Origin of the sequence: Streptomyces glaucescens (assembly GCF_000761215.1) — a bacterium.
Taxonomy (GTDB): Bacteria; Actinomycetota; Actinomycetes; order Streptomycetales; family Streptomycetaceae; genus Streptomyces; species Streptomyces glaucescens_B.
This window is the reverse complement of the sequence record NZ_CP009438.1, coordinates 5,622,501-5,639,147: the sequence shown is the minus strand read 5'-3', so window position 1 is coordinate 5,639,147 and position 16,647 is coordinate 5,622,501. Positions and strand designations below refer to the sequence as shown.

5 protein-coding genes, 1 tRNA gene and 2 rRNA genes (1 of these 8 cut by a window edge) are annotated in these 16,647 nt (G+C 68.1%); 1 reads left to right on the top strand and 7 read right to left on the bottom strand.

Translation table 11 applies throughout. The annotated features are described in order from the left end of the window. Positions 1–76 precede the first annotated feature (76 nt). From SGLAU_RS24480 to SGLAU_RS24470, 3 genes are all read right to left on the bottom strand, one after another. Positions 77–2,818: a DNA translocase FtsK gene (locus tag SGLAU_RS24480; RefSeq protein ID WP_208868937.1), complete on the bottom strand. Its 2,742-nt coding sequence runs from the start codon at positions 2,816–2,818 to the stop codon at positions 77–79. 135 nt (positions 2,819–2,953) lie between these two features. Further along, positions 2,954–3,634 (bottom strand): two-component system response regulator, encoded by a 681-nt coding sequence (locus SGLAU_RS24475; protein ID WP_043504579.1) that lies wholly within the window; start codon positions 3,632–3,634, stop codon positions 2,954–2,956. A gap of 309 nt (positions 3,635–3,943) precedes the next feature. Next, positions 3,944–9,406, bottom strand: coding sequence for a HAMP domain-containing protein (locus tag SGLAU_RS24470; protein WP_099052857.1), 5,463 nt, complete (start codon positions 9,404–9,406; stop codon positions 3,944–3,946). A gap of 382 nt (positions 9,407–9,788) precedes the next feature. Between SGLAU_RS24470 and SGLAU_RS24465 the strand changes: the two genes are divergently transcribed. Further along, positions 9,789–12,545 carry a SpoIIE family protein phosphatase gene (locus SGLAU_RS24465; protein WP_043504575.1) on the top strand — a complete coding sequence of 919 codons (2,757 nt, stop codon included), beginning with the start codon at positions 9,789–9,791 and terminating at the stop codon, positions 12,543–12,545. A 101-nt stretch (positions 12,546–12,646) separates the two neighbouring features. Here SGLAU_RS24465 and SGLAU_RS24460 read toward each other — a convergent pair. The 4 genes from SGLAU_RS24460 to SGLAU_RS24445 form a co-directional block, all read right to left on the bottom strand. After that, positions 12,647–12,719: transfer RNA gene (locus SGLAU_RS24460), tRNA-Thr, on the bottom strand. A 76-nt stretch (positions 12,720–12,795) separates the two neighbouring features. Then, positions 12,796–13,458 carry a DegT/DnrJ/EryC1/StrS family aminotransferase gene (locus SGLAU_RS24455; protein ID WP_043504573.1) on the bottom strand — a complete coding sequence of 221 codons (663 nt, stop codon included), beginning with the start codon at positions 13,456–13,458 and terminating at the stop codon, positions 12,796–12,798. A gap of 114 nt (positions 13,459–13,572) precedes the next feature. Continuing rightward, a 5S ribosomal RNA gene (gene rrf / locus SGLAU_RS24450) occupies positions 13,573–13,689 on the bottom strand. A gap of 85 nt (positions 13,690–13,774) precedes the next feature. Then, positions 13,775–16,647, bottom strand: a 23S ribosomal RNA gene (locus SGLAU_RS24445); it runs 250 nt beyond the window's last position.

Here is a 16,647-nt window from a genome sequence, read left to right as displayed (position 1 = left end):
CCTTACGGGTGAGTCACGATCGGGCAACCGGAGTATCGCGTTCTGACCCGGGGGGTCCGGCCCGGCAGCCGTCCCCCTACGCTTCGGACTCCCCTCGGATCATCGCCAGCACGCCGTCCAGCTCGTCCGGCTTCACCAGCACGTCCCGCGCCTTCGAACCCTCGCTCGGCCCCACGATGTTCCGGGACTCCATCAGGTCCATCAGCCGTCCCGCCTTGGCGAAGCCGACCCGCAGCTTGCGCTGGAGCATCGAGGTGGACCCGAACTGCGTGGAGACGACCAGTTCGGCCGCCTGGCACAGCAGGTCGAGGTCGTCGCCGATGTCCTCGTCGATCTCCTTCTTCTGCTTGGTGCCCACGACGACGTCGTCCCGGAAGACCGGGGTCATCTGGTCCTTGCAGTGCCGCACGACGGCCGCCACCTCGGCCTCCGTGACGAAGGCGCCCTGCATACGGGTCGGCTTGTTCGCGCCCATCGGCAGGAACAGCCCGTCGCCCTTGCCGATCAGCTTCTCGGCACCCGGCTGGTCGAGGATGACCCGCGAGTCCGCCAGCGAGGAGGTGGCGAAGGCGAGCCGGGAGGGCACGTTCGCCTTGATGAGGCCGGTGACGACGTCGACCGACGGCCGCTGGGTGGCGAGCACCAGGTGGATGCCCGCCGCGCGCGCGAGCTGTGTGATCCGCACGATCGCGTCCTCGACGTCCCGCGGGGCGACCATCATCAGGTCGGCCAGCTCGTCCACGATCACCAGCAGATACGGGTACGGCTGGAGCTCGCGCTCGCTGCCCGGTGGCGGCTCGACCTTCCCCTCGCGCACCGCGCGGTTGAAGTCGTCGATGTGCCGGTAGCCGTAGGCCGCCAGGTCGTCGTACCGCAGGTCCATCTCCCGTACGACCCACTGGAGCGCCTCGGCGGCCCGCTTCGGATTGGTGATGATCGGCGTGATCAGGTGCGGGATGCCCTCGTACGCGGTCAGCTCGACCCGCTTGGGGTCGACCAGGATCATCCGGACGTCCTCGGGGGTCGCCCGCATCATGATCGAGGTGATCAGGCAGTTGATGCAGGACGACTTGCCCGAGCCGGTGGCGCCGGCCACCAGCATGTGCGGCATCTTCGCCAGCGAGTGCATGACGTACCCGCCCTCGACGTCCTTGCCGAAGGCGACCAGCATCGGGTCGTCGTCCTCCGCGGACTCCGCGAGCCGCAGCACGTCACCGAGGTTGACCATCTCCCGGTCGGTGTTCGGGATCTCGATGCCGACCGCGGACTTCCCGGGGATCGGGCTGATGATCCGCACGTCCGGGCTGGCCACCGCGTACGCGATGTTCTTCGTCAGCGCGGTGATCCGCTCGACCTTCACGGCCGGGCCCAGCTCGACCTCGTAGCGCGTGACCGTCGGCCCGCGCGTGAAGCCGGTGACGCGCGCGTCGACCTTGAACTCGGTGAAGACGGTGGTCAGCGACTCGACGATCGCGTCGTTTGCGGCGCTGCGCGCCTTGCCCGGCCCGCCGCGCGTGAGCAGGTCGAGCGAGGGCAGGGCGTAGGTGATGTCCCCGGACAGCTGGAGCTGCTCCGCGCGCGCGGGCAGGTCCCTGGGGCGGCTCGGCGGCGTCTTGGTGAGATCGGGCACGGCCGGCCCGGGCTGCTCCCGCTCGGGCCGCGCGGCCGGCACCGGGGTCGGCGCCGGGGCGGCCGCCGGGGCCGGGGTGGTCGCCGTGTGCTCGCGGTCCCCGGCGCTCACCCCCTGGGTGAGGTCGGCGACGACCGGCGACGGCGGCATCCCGTGCAGCACGGCGCCGTCGAGCGCCGCGGCGGCGGCCGCGGCGACGTCCACGGCGTCCATCGGGCGGTCCGCGCCGGACTGCGGCACCGCGGAGCGCCGCGGCCGGCCCCGGCGCCGCGTCGGCGCTTCCTGCTCCGCGTCCTCGGGGTCGTGCGCCTCGGCGGGGCGCACGCGCCGGCGCGCGGGCAGCGCCTCGCGCCACTGCTCCTCGTAGCGCTCGTCGTCCTCGCCGAACTCCTCCGGCTCCAGGTCCCGCACCAGGCCCAGCCGCACGCCGAGCAGCCGCAGGCGCTGCGGGATCGCGTTGACCGGCGTGGCGGTGACCACCAGCACCCCGAAGACGGTGAGCAGCACCAGCAGCGGCACCGCCAGCACCTCGGTCATGGTGTGCGTCAGCGGGGTCGCCGCGCCCCAGCCGACGAGGCCGCCGGAGTCGCGTATGGCCTGCATGCCGTCGCTGCGCGCGGGCGAGCCGCAGGCGATGTGGACCTGGCCGAGCACGCCCACGACCAGCGCCGACAGGCCGATCACGATCCGGCCGTTGGCCTCGGGCTTCTCGGGGTGGCGGATGAGCCGTACGGCGATCACCGCGAGCAGGATCGGCACCAGCAGGTCGAGCCGCCCGAAGGCGCCCGTCACGATGATCTCGACGAGGTCGCCGACGGGGCCGCGCAGATTCGACCAGGTGCCCGCGGCGACGATCAGCGCGAGGGCGAGCATCAGCAGCGCGACGCCGTCCTTGCGGTGCGCGGGGTCGAGGTTCCTCGCGCCCTGCCCTATGCCGCGGAAGACGGCGCCGACGGCGTGCGCGAGGCCGAGCCAGAGCGCGCGGACGAGCCGGTAGAGACCTCCGGTCGGGCTGGGCGCCGGCTGCGGCGGGGCCTTCTTCGCCGCGGCCTTCCTGGCGGGCGCCTTCTTGACCGGAGCCCTCTTCGCGGGCGGCTTCTTCGCGGCGGCCCTCTTCACCGGAGCCTTCGCGGGAGCAGCCGTCTTCTTCGCGGGCGGCTTCTTGGCTGCGGAGGGACGTGAGGCCATGGATGTGAGATTACCGGGGGAGTCGTCAGGGGACACGTGTGCCTCCTGCTTCACCCGTTCGTGTCGCCCTTGCGGGGGACGGAAACTGACGCGCGCTCACGGGCGGGCCCACCGGCAACGGGCCCGGCGGACCCGTCAGTTCTCCGAGTGCACCGGCGGGGCCCCGCCGGTCCCCGGCTCCAGCGCGTCCAACGCCCGCCGCAGCCCGGTCAGCTTGCGCTCCAGATGCGCCGCCGTGGCCACCGCCGCGGCGTCCGCCGACTCGTCGTCCAGCTGCTTCGACAGCGCCTCGGCCTGCTCCTCGACCGCCGCCAGCCGCGCGGACAGCTCCGCGAGCAGTCCGGCCGCCTCCTTGCCGCCGCCGACCGCGCCCTTGCCGCCGCCCTCCAACTGGAGCCGCAGCAGCGCCGCCTGCTCCCGCAGCTGGCAGTTCTTCATGTACAGCTCGACGAAGACCGAGACCTTCGCGCGCAGCACCCACGGGTCGAACGGTTTGGAGATGTAGTCCACCGCGCCCGCCGCATAACCACGGAAGGTGTGGTGCGGACCATGGTTGATCGCGGTGAGGAAGATGATCGGAATGTCCCGGGTCCGCTCCCGCCGCTTGATGTGCGCGGCGGTCTCGAACCCGTCCATGCCCGGCATCTGGACGTCCAGCAGAATGACCGCGAAATCGTCCGTGAGCAGTGCTTTGAGCGCTTCCTCCCCGGAGGATGCCCGCACCAGTGTCTGATCGAGCGCCGAGAGGATCGCCTCCAGCGCCAGCAGATTCTCCGGCCGGTCATCGACCAGGAGGATCTTGGCCTTCTGCACCATGGCCCGCCCTCCTCGCCCCGGCAGTGCACCGGGCGCCGCCCCACTGGACGACTCCGTTGCGCCGCCCGTCCTCGTGCCGGTCATCGTAGCCGCACCCCGCCTGTCACCACACCCTGTCACCGCGATGTCACTGTGCACGTACCGCAAACGAAAGCCGGGACGACAAGGTTCCCAGAATCGCGTAGGACCACACGCTCTCCGCCACGCCGAGCCGGCAACCCGCACCGACTCTCACACGTCCCGCCACGACCGCACACCCGCCCGGCGCACCTCCTCGGCGCACCTCCCGGCGCCCGGCCCGCACGTTCGTCACTCCCCGCGCATCCACTGCTCCATCACCGTCAGCAGGTGATCCGGATCGACCGGCTTGGTGACGTAGTCGGACGCACCGGACTCGATCGCCTTCTCCCGGTCCCCCTTCATCGCCTTCGCGGTCAGCGCGACGATCGGCAGTCCGGCGAACTGCGGCATCCGACGAATCGCCGTGGTCGTGGCGTACCCGTCCATCTCCGGCATCATGATGTCCATCAGGACCACGGCCACGTCGTCGTGCTGCTCCAGCACCTCGATGCCCTCCCGGCCGTTCTCGGCGTACAGCACCGACAGGCCGTGCTGCTCCAGGACGCTGGTCAGCGCGAACACATTGCGGATGTCGTCGTCGACGATCAGCACCTTCTGGCCGCCGAACCGGATCCCGGGACGCGACTGCGGCGCCCCCTCCTCCGCGGCCCGCCACTGCTCCGGCGCCGGCGACCGGTGCTCGGCCGCGGAGGCCCGGCGCCGCCGCCGGAAGAGCGCCGCCGCGCCGTTCTGCGTCTCGCGGTACGACCGCACCTCGGCCGGCGTCTCGATCGCCACATCCGACGGCCCGGACTCCAGCGCCGGCGCCTCACCGCCCGACAACGACGGCACCGCCTGCGGATAGCCGTGCGGCGGCAGCTCACCCGGGTGCAGCGGCAGGTACAGCGTGAACGTCGAGCCGCGGCCCGGCTCACTCTGCGCGTGGATCTCACCGCCGAGCAGCTGCGCGATCTCCCGCGAGATGGACAGCCCGAGGCCCGTACCGCCGTACTTCCGGCTCGTCGTGCCGTCCGCCTGCTTGAACGCCTCGAAGATCACCCGCATCTTGCTGGCCGCGATCCCGATGCCCGTGTCCGTCACCGAGAACGCGATCAGGTCCGCCTCCGGGTCGGTCAGCGAACCGGCCTCCAGCAGCTGCTCCCGGATCGCCTGCGGAACGTCGTCCCGCGCGGGCCGGATCACCAGCTCCACCGAGCCGGAGTCGGTGAACTTCACCGCGTTCGACAGCAGATTGCGCAGCACCTGGAGGAGGCGCTGCTCGTCCGTGTGCAGGGTGGCCGGCAGCTCGGGCGAGACCCGCACCGACAGGTCGAGGCCCTTCTCCGCGGTGAGCGGCCGGAAGGTGGCCTCCACGTAGTCGACGAGCTGGACCAGCGCGATCCGCGTCGGCGAGACGTCCATCTTGCCCGCCTCGACCTTCGACAGGTCGAGGATGTCGTTGATCAGCTGCAGCAGGTCGGAGCCGGCACCGTGGATCGTCTCCGCGAACTCCACCTGCTTCGGCGTCAGGTTCCCGTCCGCGTTGTCGGCGAGCAGCTTCGCCAGGATCAGCAGCGAGTTCAGCGGCGTACGCAGCTCGTGCGACATGTTCGCCAGGAACTCGCTCTTGTAGCGCATCGACACCGCGAGCTGCTCGGCGCGCTCCTCCAGGACCTGCCGGGCCTCCTCGATCTCGGTGTTCTTCACCTCGATGTCGCGGTTCTGCTGCGCCAGCAGCTCGGCCTTCTCCTCCAGCTCCGCGTTGGACGCCTGCAACGCCTTCTGCCGGTTCTCCAACTCGGCCGACCGCTCACGCAGTTGCTCGGTCAGCTCCTGCGACTGCTTCAGCAGCACCTCCGTCTTGGTGTTGACGGAGATGGTGTTGACGCTGGTCGCGATCATCTCGGCGATCTGGTTGAGGAAGTCCTTCTGGATCTGCGTGAACGGCGTGAACGAGGCCAGCTCGATGACGCCGAGCACCGTGCCCTCGAACAGCACCGGCAGCACGATCACCTGCGCGGGCGGCGCCTCGCCGAGCCCGGAGGAGATCTTCAGGTAACCGCTGGGCGCCTTCTCCACCAGGATCGTCCGCCTCTCCTTGGCGGCCGTGCCCACCAGCCCCTCACCCGGCCGGAACGACGTCGGCATCGAGCCCATGGAGTAGCCGTACGACCCGAGCATCCGCAGCTCGTACTGGTCGTCGTTGTCGCCGCCCAGGTCCTTGTCGTCGGCCAGCGGCATCGCCAGGAAGAACGCCCCGTGCTGCGCGGACACCACCGGCGTCAGCTCGCTCATGATCAGCGACGCCACGTCGTCGAGATCGCGGCGGCCCTGCATCAGCGCGGAGATCCGGGCCAGGTTGCCCTTCAGCCAGTCCTGCTCCTTGTTGGCGATCGTGGTATCGCGCAGGTTGGCGATCATCTTGTTGATGTAGTCCTGGAGCTCCTGGATCTCGCCCGAGGCGTCCACGTCGATCTTCAGGTTCAGGTCCCCGCGGGTCACCGCGGTCGCCACGCGCGCGATGGCACGCACCTGCCGGGTCAGGTTCCCGGCCATCTCGTTCACGGACTCCGTCAGGTCCCGCCAGGTGCCGTCGACGTCCCGCACGCGCGCCTGACCGCCCAGCTGGCCCTCCGTACCCACCTCACGGGCCACCCGGGTGACCTCCTCGGCGAACGAGGACAGCTGGTCGACCATCGTGTTGATCGTCGTCTTCAGCTCCAGGATCTCACCGCGCGCGTCGATGTCGATCTTCTTCGTCAGGTCACCCTTGGCGATAGCGGTGGTCACCATGGCGATGTTGCGCACCTGACCGGTCAGGTTGGACGCCATCTGGTTCACCGACTCGGTGAGGTCCTTCCACGTGCCCGCCACACCCGGCACGTGCGCCTGACCGCCGAGGATGCCGTCCGTACCCACCTCGCGGGCCACCTTGGTGACCTGCTCGGCGAACGAACTCAGCGTCTTCACCATGGTGTTGAAGGTGTCCGCGAGCTGCGCCACCTCACCGCGCGCCTCGATCGTCACCGTCCGCGTCAGATCGCCGTTGGCGACGGCCGCCGCGACCTCCGAGATGTTCCGCACCTGCATGGTGAGGTTCTTGGCCATCAGGTTGACGTTGTCGCTGAGGTCCTTCCAGATGCCGGTGACGCCCGGCACGTGCGCCTGGCCGCCGAGGATGCCCTCGGTGCCCACCTGGCGCGCGACCCGCGTCACCTGCTCGGCGAAGCTGGAGAGCTGGTCCACCATCGTGTTGACGGTCGTCACCAGCTCCAGGATCTCGCCCTTGGCGTCGACGGTGATCTTCTTCGACAGATCGCCCTTGGCCACCGCGGTCGTCACGTCGGCGATGCTGCGCACCTGCACGGTCAGGTTGTTCGCCATGAAGTTCACCGACTGGGTGAGGTCCTTCCAGGTGCCGGAGACACCCTGCACCTCGGCCTGACCGCCCAGCTTGCCCTCGGTGCCCACCTCACGGGCGACCCGGGTGACCTCCTCGGCGAACGACGACAGCTGGTCCACCATCGTGTTCAGGGTGTTCTTCAGCTCCAGGATCTCGCCGCGCGCGTCCACCGTGATCTTCTGCGACAGGTCACCGCGCGCCACCGCCGTCGCCACCTGCGCGATCTGCCGCACCTGCGCCGTCAGGTTCCCGGCCATGCCGTTCACCGAGTCGGTCAGATCACGCCACACCCCGGCGACGCCGGGCACCTGCGCCTGACCGCCCAGCCGGCCCTCCGTACCCACCTCACGGGCCACCCGGGTCACCTGGTCGGCGAAGGCCGAGAGCTGGTCGACCATCGTGTTGATGGTGTTCTTCAGCTCCAGGATCTCGCCGCGCGCGTCCACCGTGATCTTCTGCGACAGGTCACCGCGCGCCACCGCCGTCGTGACCTGGGCGATCTGCCGCACCTGCGCGGTCAGATTGCCGGTGATGGAGTTGACCGAGTCGGTCAGCTCCTTCCACGTGCCGGACACGCCCGGCACCTGGGCCTGACCACCCAGCCGGCCCTCCGTACCGACCTCCCGCGCCATCCGCGTCACCTGGTCGGCGAACGACGACAGCTGGTCGACCATGGTGTTCACGGTGTTCTTCAGCTGGAGCATCTCGCCGGAGACGTCCACCGTGACCTTCTGCGACAGGTCACCGTTCGCCACCGCCGTGGTGACCTGCGCGATGTTCCTCACCTGACCGGTCAGGTTCCGGAACGCCGTGTTGACGGAGTCCGTCAGGTCCTTCCACGTGCCCGCCGCGCCCGGCACCTGAGCCTGACCGCCCAGCTCACCCTCGTCACCGATCTCCCGCGCGACCCGCGTCACCTCGGAACCGAACGCCGACAGCTGGTCCACCATCCCGTTGACGGTGTTCTTCAGCTCCAGCATCTCGCCGGCCACGTCGACCGTGACCTTCTGCGACAGGTCGCCGTTCGCCACCGCCGTCGTCACCGCGGCGATGTCCCGCACCTGAGTGGTCAGGTTCCGGAACACCGTGTTGACCGAGTCCGTCAGGTCCTTCCACGTCCCGGCCGCACCCGGCACGTTCGCCTGACCGCCGAGCCGCCCCTCCGCGCCGACCTCGTTGGCCACCCGTGTGACCTCGTCCGCGAAGATCCGCAGCGTCTCGGTCATCTGGTTGATCGTCTCGGCGAGCTGCGCCACCTCACCGCGCGCCTGCACGGTCACCTTGCGCGACAGATCGCCGTTGGCCACCGCCGTCGTGACCTCGGCGATGCCCCGCACCTGCGCGGTCAGGTTCCCGGCCATGGTGTTCACCGAATCGGTGAGTTCCTTCCACACCCCGGCCACCCCGGGCACCTGGGCCTGACCGCCCAGCTCACCCTCCGTGCCCACCTCACGCGCGACCCGCGTCACCTCCGAGGAGAACGCCGAGAGCTGGTCCACCATCGTGTTGACGGTTTCCTTCAGCTCCAGCATCTCCCCGGCCACGTGCACCGTGACCTTCCGCGACAGATCACCCTTGGCGACCGCCGTCGTCACCAGCGCGATGTCCCGCACCTGCGCCGTCAGCCGGTGCGCCATGGTGTTGACGGACTCGGTCAGGTCCTTCCACGAACCCGACATCCCGCGCAGCCGCGCCTGACCGCCCAGCTTGCCCTCGGTACCCACCTCGCTGGCCACGCGCGTGACCTCGTCGGTGAACGTCGACAACTGGTCGACCAGGTTGTTCACCGTCCGCCCGACCTTCAGGAACTCACCGCGCAACGGATGCCCGGTCCCGTCCGGCGCCTGCGTCCGCAGATCCATCCGCGGCGACAGATCGCCCTCGGCCACCGCCGACAGCACCCGGCTCACCTCGGACACCGGCCAGACGAGATCGTCGACCAGCGCGTTCGAGGCGTCGATCGCCGCAGCCCAGGACCCCTCGCACGCGCCCGTCTCCAGCCGCTCCGTGAGCTTGCCCTCACGTCCGACCACGCGCCGCACCCGCGACAGCTCACCCGTGAGGTGGAGGTTGCGGTCGGCCACCTCGTTGAAGACCGCCGCGATCTCCGCCATCACGCCGTCCCCGGACACCGTGAGCCGCTTGCGGAAGTTTCCGTCGCGCATGGCCACCAGGGCCGTCAGCAACCGGTTGAGGGCAGCGGTGTCCACCTCGGTGGTGCTTCCGCTCGGCGCCGTACGCCGCTTGCCCAGGGACGGTCCGCCTTCCGCGCGCGTCTTCGTGCCCCGCGTCGCTGCGCCAGACTCCACTGTGTCCCTCCCGCAGGGATCGACCGTTACTGCTGTGCTCGGGTACTGCTGCCACTGCTCGGCGTGCCGGTCACACGGAGCGGCTCCGCCGGCGGCACCAGCCCGTACCCAGGGCTGCTGCCCGCCCGCACCGAGCCCACTCAGCCTGCCCGAACCTTCAAACAGCAGCCTGCCCAGTGTTTCACCCCGGCCCAACCAGGCCATAACAGTTCGGCAGCTTCACACACCGTCCGCACACCCTCCGGGCGGAAAACACCGCGGACCGGCATCCGCGCGGGCGGCGAAGGTAAGTAACCTTGCATCCGGCTGTCCAGCCACGCCGGTCCGTCCGGCCTGGGCGGTGGCACGAGAACGAGCGGGCATCGGAGGGGCGGCCGCACACATGACCACCGGACTGATCCCCGGGGGACAGCCCCCGGAACCCCGGCCCTCGGGCGGCCTGCCGCCCCAGACCCGGCACGAGCCCGAGCCGGAGGGCCCCGGAGCCCGGTACGACGAGAGCAGGTCGAGGAGTTCCGTGATCACCGCGCGCGCGGCTGCCAGCTTCGAGCCCGTGGGGCGTTCGGTCGCGTCCGCCCGCTCGTTCGTCCGCGACACCCTCCAGGGCTGGGGCCACGCCGACATCATCGACGACGCCGTCGTCCTCACCAGCGAGCTGGTCACCAACGCCGTCGTGCACGCGGGCACCGCCGCGGACGTCCTGTGCCTGCGCACCGGGGAAGGCGTCCGGGTCGAGGTCTCCGACCGCTACCCGGAACGCGAGGTCCCCCTCCAGAGCGCCGCGATCAGCATGGGCAGCCCCGACCGCGAGGGCGGCCGCGGCCTCCAGCTCTGCGCGGCCCTGGCGGCCCGCTGGGGCGTCGAGTACACGCCCACCCACAAGAACGTCTGGTTCGAGCTCGCCCTCCCCGAGCGCCCGGTCGGCACCCGGACCGCCGGCCCCTCCCTCCCCGCCGACCTGCTGCCGCTGGCCGACGGCCGCGTCCGGGTCGCCGTCATCCAGATCGACCGCACCAGCGCCATCACCGCGTGGAACGAGGACGCCGAGGACCTGTTCGGCTACCCGGCCGACCAGGTCACCGGCAAGCCGCTCACCGACCTCGCCGCCTGGCCGCACACCCCGGGCACCAGCACCGGCATCGCCGAGGCCCTGCGCCTCTCCCGCTGGGAGGGCAGCTACGGCATCCGCGACGCCTCCGGCCGCGTCGTCCCGGTCTACGCCTCCCACCTGCGCGTCCGCGACACCGCCGGCGAACCGTCGACGGTCTGTCTGCTCGTGCGCGACCACGAACGCGCCGTCCTGCAGACCCCGGTCCGCCTGGTCGCCGCCGAGGCACCCCCGGCAGCCGAGGGCCAGAGCAACGACCCCTTCGAGGTGTTCATCGGCTCCCCCGCCCCCGACGACCTCGACGGCCTCCTCCAGCGGACGGTGGAACGCGCCCGCGACATGCTCGACGGCGACTCCGCCTTCCTGCTGCTCGCCACCGACGACGAGACGGAACTCGAGGTCCGCGCCTCCACCGGCCTGCCCTCCGCCCGCCAGCGGTTCGCCCGCGTCCCCGTCGAGGCGGGCCCCGGCCGCTACGGCTCGGCCAGGATGCCCGCGGTCCACGACGACCTCACGGCCGTCCCCGGCGCCGTCCCGCTGCTCAACGGCACGGGCATGCGCTCGGTCGTCACCGTCCCGCTGAAGGTCGAGGGCCGCCTCACCGGCTCGCTCGGCGTCGCGGCGGAGGCCCCCGGCCGGTACAGCAACGAGGAGGCCCTTCGCCTGCAGTTCGCCGCGGACCGCATCGCGCTCGCCGTCGAATCCGCCCGCCTCGGCGAACTCGAACGGCTGCGGCGCGGCTCCCTGAGCTTCCTCGTCGAGGCCTCCGACTTGCTCGCCGGCACCCTCGACCGCGACCAGACCCTGGCGCTCATGGCCCAGATGACGGTCCCCACCCTGGCCACCTGGTGCGCCGTCTACACGATCGCCGACCAGGCCTCGGAGCCGTACCTGTCGTACGTCCTGCACGAGGACGAGGAGCTCATCGACGGCATCAAGTCGCTGCTGTCGAAGATCTCCCCGCCGGACCCGGTGCCCTCCCCCGGCGCCCGCGTCTGGACCGCACCCGCCGAGGCCGCCCACAAGGCGGCGCTGCGCAGCTCCATGCGCAGCGTCGGCCTGGGCGAACCGGCGACCGTCAGCTCGGGCATCGGCCCGACCCTCGCCACCGCCGCCGCGGTCGGCGGCGAGACCGTCGTCCTGCCGCTGGTCGCCCGCAACCGCGTCATCGGCATGCTCACCCTCGGCAAGCCCACCGACGATCACTTCCGCCAGGAGATCCTGGAGCTGGCCGAGGACCTGTCGCGCCGCGCCGCCCTGGCCCTGGACAACGCGCGCCTCTACTCCGAGCGCACGGCCATCAGCCAGTCCCTCCAGCGTAGCCTCCTCCCGCCCGAGCTCCCCCGGATCGACGGCGTCGAGGTCGAGGTCATCTACCGCGCGGCCGGCGAGGGCAACGAGGTCGGCGGCGACTTCTACGACATCTTCCCGATCCGCGACGGCGCCTACGGCTTCGCCATCGGCGACGTGTGCGGTACGGGCCCCAACGCGGCCGCCGTCACGGGCCTCGCCCGGCACGCGCTGCGCCTGCTCGCCCGGGAGGGCCTCAGCGGCCCGGCCGTCCTGGAGCGCCTGAACTCGGCCATCCTCGACGAGGGCGACCGCAGCCGCTTCCTCACCCTGCTGTACGGCGAGCTGCGCCCGCAGCAGGACGGCAGCGCGGAACTGAAGGTCGTCTGCGCCGGCCACCCGCTGCCGTTGCGCCTGCGCCAGGACGGTTCGGTCGAGCCGGCTGCGGAACCTCAGCCGCTCCTCGGCGTCCTGGAGGACCTCGAACTCCACGAGGAGACGGTCACCCTCGACCCGGGCGACGTCCTCCTCTGTGTCACGGACGGCGTCACCGAACGCCGCGAAGGCACCCGCATGCTGGGCGACGACGGCCTTGCCGATGTCCTCACCACCTGCACCGGCCTCACGGCGGGCGCGGTCGCGGCCCGCATCATGCGCGCCGTGGAACGCTTCGCCTCGGACGCCCCGTCCGATGACATGGCCATCCTGGCGATGCGCGTCCCCGGCCTGCACAACGGCTGACCCGGCCGGGGCCGGTCCGGGGCGGCTCCGGACCGGCCCGGTCAGGCATGCGCGGAAACGAGAAGACCCCCGCCCGTAAGGGCGAGGGTCTTTTTCTTTTGAGCCCCCAAACGGAATCGAACCGTTGACCTTCTCCTTACCATGGAGACGCTCTACCGACTGAGCTATAGGGGCCTGTCGCTTTTTTCGAGGTTTCCCTCGCGGCAACGAAATAGATCATACCCCGAACGGGGCCCTGCTCCAAAACCGATCAGAAGGCGGGCTGGAGAAGACCGCCGAGCGCGTTGCAGGCCGCCACGATCCGCTGCATCTCCCGCTTCGTCAGCGAGGCGTCGACGGGCAGGGACAGCGTCTCGTCGGCGGCCCGCTCGGTCTCCGGGAGTGACACACACTGCCGGAATCCGGGCAACCGGTGCACGGGCGTCTTCACCGGCACCCGGGCGTCAACTCCCCTGGCCCGTACGGTCCGTGCGAAGGCGTCCCGGTCCGGCCGCCCATTGCCCGGCACGCGCACGACGTACTGCTGGTAGGTGTGGCCGGCCGTGTCCTCGGGGGTGTGCACCCCCTTCAGCCGGGCGTCGAGATAGCCGGCCCGCTGCCGCCGCTGAGCGATCTCGTCGTACGGAGCCTCGGACTCCCCCTGTTCCAGCACCAGCAGGCCCAGCCGCTGCCCAAGGGCGTGCAACCGTACGACGTCCGCCGGCCGCCCGAAGCGATGCACGGCAACGACAGCCGCCGTGCGGGGAGTTATGGCGGCCTCGACCGCGGCCGGGTCGAGGCAGTAGCTCACGGGGTCTATGTCGGCGAACACCGGCAGCGCACCGGCCAGGGTCACCGCTTCGGCGACTTCGACGTTGCCGAAGGCCGGTACGACGACCTCGTCACCGACGCCTATGCCGGCGGCCCTGAGCATTGCAGCAGTACCCATGCGGGGAATGGTGGTTGCGCAACGTGAACTTCAAGTGACAGGGAACAAAAAAGGGTTGGACCCGGAACCGAAGTTCCAGGTCCAACCCTTTGAATGATTGTTCGGCGGCGTCCTACTCTCCCACAGGGTCCCCCCTGCAGTACCATCGGCGCTGTAAGGCTTAGCTTCCGGGTTCGGAATGTAACCGGGCGTTTCCCTCACGCTATGACCACCGAAACACTATGAAACAATCAACCGCACCACACCAGAAGGTGTGGGGTTGTTCGTGGTTTCAGAACCAACACAGTGGACGCGAGCAACTGAGGACAAGCCCTCGGCCTATTAGTACCGGTCAACTCCACACGTTACCGTGCTTCCATATCCGGCCTATCAACCCAGTCGTCTACTGGGAGCCTTACCCCATCAAGTGGGTGGGAGTCCTCATCTCGAAGCAGGCTTCCCGCTTAGATGCTTTCAGCGGTTATCCCTCCCGAACGTAGCCAACCAGCCATGCCCTTGGCAGAACAACTGGCACACCAGAGGTTCGTCCGTCCCGGTCCTCTCGTACTAGGGACAGCCCTTCTCAAGACTCCTACGCGCACAGCGGATAGGGACCGAACTGTCTCACGACGTTCTAAACCCAGCTCGCGTACCGCTTTAATGGGCGAACAGCCCAACCCTTGGGACCGACTCCAGCCCCAGGATGCGACGAGCCGACATCGAGGTGCCAAACCATCCCGTCGATATGGACTCTTGGGGAAGATCAGCCTGTTATCCCCGGGGTACCTTTTATCCGTTGAGCGACGGCGCTTCCACAAGCCACCGCCGGATCACTAGTCCCGACTTTCGTCCCTGCTCGACCCGTCGGTCTCACAGTCAAGCTCCCTTGTGCACTTACACTCAACACCTGATTGCCAACCAGGCTGAGGGAACCTTTGGGCGCCTCCGTTACCCTTTAGGAGGCAACCGCCCCAGTTAAACTACCCATCAGACACTGTCCCTGATCCGGATCACGGACCCAGGTTAGACATCCAGCACGACCAGACTGGTATTTCAACGACGACTCCACCTGAACTGGCGTCCAAGCTTCACAGTCTCCCAGCTATCCTACACAAGCCGAACCGAACACCAATATCAAACTGTAGTAAAGGTCCCGGGGTCTTTCCGTCCTGCTGCGCGAAACGAGCATCTTTACTCGTAGTGCAATTTCACCGGGCCTATGGTTGAGACAGTCGAGAAGTCGTTACGCCATTCGTGCAGGTCGGAACTTACCCGACAAGGAATTTCGCTACCTTAGGATGGTTATAGTTACCACCGCCGTTTACTGGCGCTTAAGTTCTCAGCTTCGCCTGGACGAATCCAAGCTAACCGGTCCCCTTAACGTTCCAGCACCGGGCAGGCGTCAGTCCGTATACATCGCCTTACGGCTTCGCACGGACCTGTGTTTTTAGTAAACAGTCGCTTCTCGCTGGTCTCTGCGGCCACCCCCAGCTCAAGGAGCAAGTCCTCTCACCGGGTGTGGCCCCCCTTCTCCCGAAGTTACGGGGGCATTTTGCCGAGTTCCTTAACCATAGTTCACCCGAACGCCTCGGTATTCTCTACCTGACCACCTGAGTCGGTTTAGGGTACGGGCCGCCATGAAACTCGCTAGAGGCTTTTCTCGACAGCATAGGATCATCCACTTCACCACAATCGGCTCGGCATCAGGTCTCAGACACAAGGTGTGCGGATTTGCCTACACACCGTCCTACACCCTTACCCCGGGACAACCACCGCCCGGGATGGACTACCTTCCTGCGTCACCCCATCACTCACCTACTACCAGCTCGGGTCACCGGCTCCACCACTCCCCATCACTCCGAAGAGATCAAGGGCGGCTTCACGGGCTTAGCATCACTGGATTCGATGTTTGACGCTCCACAGCGGGTACCGGAATATCAACCGGTTATCCATCGACTACGCCTGTCGGCCTCGCCTTAGGTCCCGACTTACCCTGGGCAGATCAGCTTGACCCAGGAACCCTTAGTCAATCGGCGCAAACGTTTCTCACGTTTGTATCGCTACTCATGCCTGCATTCTCACTCGTCAACCGTCCACAACTACCTTCCGGTGCTGCTTCACCCGGCAGACGACGCTCCCCTACCCATCACGATCCCCGTTGGGGGTACATATCGCAATGACACGACTTCGGCGGTACGCTTGAGCCCCGCTACATTGTCGGCGCGGAATCACTAGACCAGTGAGCTATTACGCACTCTTTCAAGGGTGGCTGCTTCTAAGCCAACCTCCTGGTTGTCTGTGCGACTCCACATCCTTTCCCACTTAGCGTACGCTTAGGGGCCTTAGTCGATGCTCTGGGCTGTTTCCCTCTCGACCATGGAGCTTATCCCCCACAGTCTCACTGCCGCGCTCTCACTTACCGGCATTCGGAGTTTGGCTAAGGTCAGTAACCCGGTAGGGCCCATCGCCTATCCAGTGCTCTACCTCCGGCAAGAAACACACGACGCTGCACCTAAATGCATTTCGGGGAGAACCAGCTATCACGGAGTTTGATTGGCCTTTCACCCCTAACCACAGGTCATCCCCCAGGTTTTCAACCCTGGTGGGTTCGGTCCTCCACGAAGTCTTACCTCCGCTTCAACCTGCCCATGGCTAGATCACTCCGCTTCGGGTCTTGAGCGTGCTACTCCACCGCCCTATTCGGACTCGCTTTCGCTACGGCTTCCCCACACGGGTTAACCTCGCAACACACCGCAAACTCGCAGGCTCATTCTTCAAAAGGCACGCAGTCACGAGACACCAGCAAGCTGATGTCCGACGCTCCCACGGCTTGTAGGCACACGGTTTCAGGTACTATTTCACTCCCCTCCCGGGGTACTTTTCACCATTCCCTCACGGTACTATCCGCTATCGGTCACCAGGGAATATTTAGGCTTAGCGGGTGGTCCCGCCAGATTCACACGGGATTTCTCGGGCCCCGTGCTACTTGGGTGTCTCTCAAACGAGCCGCTGACGTTTCGACTACGGGGGTCTTACCCTCTACGCCGGACCTTTCGCATGTCCTTCGCCTACATCAACGGTTTCTGACTCGTCCCACGGCCGGCAGACCGTGGAAGAGAGATCCCACAACCCCGCATGCGCAACCCCTGCCGGGTCTCACACGCATACGGTTTGGCCTCATCCGGTTTCGCTCGC